Origin of the sequence: Actinoplanes sp. NPDC048791 (genome assembly GCF_040650095.1) — a bacterium.
GTDB lineage: Bacteria > Actinomycetota > Actinomycetes > Mycobacteriales > Micromonosporaceae > Actinoplanes.
In genome coordinates this window covers 1-3,346 of sequence record NZ_JBEZGQ010000917.1, presented here as the reverse complement: position 1 = coordinate 3,346, position 3,346 = coordinate 1, and the positions used below count along the sequence as shown (strand labels likewise).

Below are 3,346 nucleotides of genomic sequence, written 5' to 3'. Positions count from 1 at the left end.
CGACGACGTGTCGAGATAGACGTTGCCGCAGCGCTCGTCGGCGCAGATGCCGAAGCGGGCGCTGCCGTACTCGCAGAGCCAGACCGACAGGCCCCAGACCGCGCCGGCCAGGTATTCCGCGCTGACCGAGGCGCCCCGGCTGGTGACGTGCATGTGCCAGTCGGACGCGTCGTGCCCGGAGATGCGCGGCTGCACCGGGTACGCCTCCAGCAGCGCGTTCAGCTCGGTGACGGCGTCGGCGTCGCGCCCGGTGGTGCCGTACTCGAAGACGTCGCGCAGCCGGCGCTGGGCCCGGCGGAAGACCCCGAGGTCCTTCTCGCCCACCTCGTCCCGCATCCAGGCCTGCTCCTCGCTGAACAGCGCCCGGAGACCATCGAGGTCGCCGAGCCCGGCATTCACCAGCTCGACGGCCGTACGCGCGTACGCATCGAAGTTCACCCGACAACCGTAGCCGCACCGTTAAGCACAAAGACAGCTCTACCGCGAGGGTTGCGAGGACGGGCGATACGCTCGGCGCATGCTCCGTTCCGTCTTTCTCGCCGCCGCCGGGTCGTCCCGGATGGAGCGGCTGATCTCCTCCGCCCCGGTCAGCAAGGGCGTCGTCCGCCGGTTCGTGGCCGGCGCCGGTGTCGACGACGCTCTGCGCGCGAGCCGGGAGCTCGCCGACGACGGCCTCGCGATCAGCCTGGACTACCTGGGTGAGGACACGCTGACGGCCGAGCAGGCCACCGCCACCCGCGACCAGTATCTGACCCTGCTCGGCCGGCTCAGCGGCGCCGGCCTGACCCCGGCGGCCGAGGTCAGCGTCAAGCTGTCCGCGCTGGGGCAGAAGGTCGACGACCGGATGGCGTTCGGCTACGCGCAGGAGATCTGTGCCGCGGCGGCCGCGGCGGGCACCACGGTCACGCTGGACGCCGAGGACCACACCACCACCGATTCGACCCTGGAGATCCTCGCTGAGCTGCGCAAGGACCACCCGGGCACGGGGGCGGTCCTGCAGGCGTACCTGCGCCGGACCGAGGGTGACTGCCGGGAGCTGGCGACCACCGGCTCGCGGGTGCGGCTTTGCAAGGGCGCGTACGCGGAGCCCGAGTCGGTCGCCTACCAGTCCGCGCTCGACGTGGACAAGGCGTACGTGCGCTGCCTCAACATCCTGATGTCGGGCGACGGCTACCCGATGATCGCCACCCACGACCCGCGGCTGATCGCCATCGCCGAGGACCGGGCCCGCTGGTTCGACCGCTCGGCCGACGAGTTCGAGTTCCAGATGCTCTACGGCGTACGCCCGGAGGAGCAGGCCCGGCTGGCCGCCGCCGGCCACACCATGCGCGTCTACGTGCCCTACGGCGACCAGTGGTACGGCTACCTGATGCGCCGCCTGGCCGAGCGCCCGGCCAACGTGGCGTTCTTCGGCAAGGCCCTGACCAGCAAGAAGTAAGTCACCTTTCGGGGGAGAACACGCCACAAGGGGCGTGTCGGCTTGACTTTTTGTGGTTATTTCACGGAACGCATCGCCTTGATCACAGGAGTCTCGATACCGTACTGATGACACGCGCGCCCGCCCGCCGCGGCGCACGGCCTGACGGCCGCGGCGGAGGCGCCTGCGAAAGGATCGGTGCGAGGAGATGACGGGTCCAGCCCAAGCCGAGGAGCGCCTCGCCGAGGTGCGCTTCCTGACCGTGGCCGAGGTGGCCGCCCTGATGCGGGTGTCCAAGATGACCGTCTACCGGCTCGTGCACGGCGGCGAGCTCAGTGCCGTACGGGTCGGTCGTTCGTTCCGGGTGCCGGAGCACGCTGTCCACACGTACCTGCGGGGAGCCTTCAGCCAAACGGCGTGACCATGGGGCCGTGTTGGTCCCGACCCGGCCGGGCCGCTACGCTGGAGCGGTTCGCCCCCGTGACACCTGTGCGCTTCCTGTTCGGCGCCGGTGCGGGGCGGGCCGCCGTCAAGCTCGGTCGGGTGTGCCTGCGGGTGCGCAGGGACCGGCCCCACATGGTTTCGAGAGGCATTTCGTATGGGCTCCGTGGTCAAGAAGCGTCGCAAGCGTATGGCGAAGAAGAAGCACCGTAAGCTGCTGCGCAAGACCCGCGTCCAGCGTCGCCGTCTCGGCAAGTGATGTCCGGCCGGGCGTGACGCCCGGCCCGGTCACTTGCCTTCCTCACCGCCGCATGCGAAAGGCGCGCCCGTGGTGACGTCTTCTCCCGCGGCCCCGCCGAGGGTCGTCGTGGTCACCGGGGTCAGCCGATTCCTCGGTGCCCGGGTCGCCGCCCGGCTCGCCGCGGATCCCCGTGTCGAACGTGTCATCGGCCTGGATCCGCTCGACCCGCCGCCCGCCCTCGCGGGCCTGCTGGCGGACGTCGAGCTGATCCAGGCTGACGCGCGCGCCGCGAGCGGTGCCATCGCCGAGCTCGGTGCCGAGGCGGTCGTGCACCTGGCGGTCACCAGCGCGCCCGATCCGCGCAGCGGTGGCCGCGTGGCGATGAAAGAGCAGAACGTCATCGGCACGATGCAGCTGCTCGCCGCCGCCCAGGGGGCCGACCGGCTGCGCAAGCTGGTGGTGCGCTCCTCCACGTCCGCGTACGGCGCCTCGTTCCGCGACCCGGCCGTCTTCACCGAAGACACCGAGCCCCGGGCCGTCCCGCGGGGCTCCTTCGCGCGCGACATCCTCGACATCGAGGGCTACGTGCGCGGGTTCCGCCGCCGCCGGCCCGAGGTCGCCGCCACCGTGCTGCGGTTCGCGCCGTTCCTCAGCTCCACCGCCGAGACCTCACTCACCCGCTACTTCGCGCAGCCGGTGATCCCGACCGTGCTGGGCCGCGACGCCCGGCTGCAGTTCGTGCACGTCGACGACGCGCTGGAGATCCTGCACCGCTCGGTGGTCGAGGACCACCCCGGCACGTTCAACGTGGCCGGCGCGGGCGTGCTGGCGCTGTCCCAGGCCGTACGCCGGGCCGGCCGGATCTCCCTGCCGCTGCCCGAGGGCACGCTGTCCTCGGTCGCCGCGCTGGCCCGCAACGTCGGCGTCGGTCAGATCGGCCTGGACCAGATCGACCTGTTCGTGCACGGCCGGGTGGTCGACACCAGCCGGCTGGTCAAGGAGTTCGGCTTCAGCCCGCGGACGACCGCGGCCGCCTTCGACGACTTCATCCACGGTCACCGCACCGGCCAGGCGCTGAACGCCGACCGGCTGGCCGCTGCCGAGCGCGCGATCCTCGACGGCATCCGCCGGGTCCGGGCCGCTGCGACGCAGGACCAGGAGCACGCATCCTCATGACCCAGGACGAGTATCACGCCGCGCTGCCCGGGCACGCGGACTTCGAGCTGCCCGTGGCCCGGGCGCCGAAG

Annotated in this window: 5 protein-coding genes; 4 read left to right on the top strand and 1 reads right to left on the bottom strand. The window is 71.5% G+C overall.

The window, feature by feature from the left end:
• Positions 1-438, bottom strand: a 438-nt coding sequence (locus AB0C29_RS39695; protein ID WP_360831910.1) for an ABATE domain-containing protein, incomplete at its 3' end; no start/stop codon positions are given.
• Positions 439-517: 79 nt separating this feature from the next.
• Between AB0C29_RS39695 and AB0C29_RS39690 the strand changes: the two genes are divergently transcribed.
• From AB0C29_RS39690 to AB0C29_RS39675, 4 genes are all read left to right on the top strand, one after another.
• Complete coding sequence (locus tag AB0C29_RS39690) at positions 518-1,438, top strand: proline dehydrogenase family protein (protein ID WP_360545662.1); 921 nt, start codon at positions 518-520, stop codon at positions 1,436-1,438.
• A gap of 187 nt (positions 1,439-1,625) precedes the next feature.
• Complete coding sequence (locus tag AB0C29_RS39685; RefSeq protein ID WP_125803603.1) at positions 1,626-1,838, top strand: helix-turn-helix domain-containing protein; 213 nt, start codon at positions 1,626-1,628, stop codon at positions 1,836-1,838.
• A 177-nt stretch (positions 1,839-2,015) separates the two neighbouring features.
• On the top strand, positions 2,016-2,117 hold the full coding sequence (locus tag AB0C29_RS39680) for a 30S ribosomal protein bS22 (protein WP_007465623.1): 102 nt from the start codon (positions 2,016-2,018) through the stop codon (positions 2,115-2,117).
• A gap of 69 nt (positions 2,118-2,186) precedes the next feature.
• Positions 2,187-3,275, top strand: a complete 1,089-nt coding sequence (locus AB0C29_RS39675; RefSeq protein WP_360831908.1) for an NAD-dependent epimerase/dehydratase family protein — start codon at positions 2,187-2,189, stop codon at positions 3,273-3,275.
• The last annotated feature ends 71 nt before the right edge of the window (positions 3,276-3,346 follow it).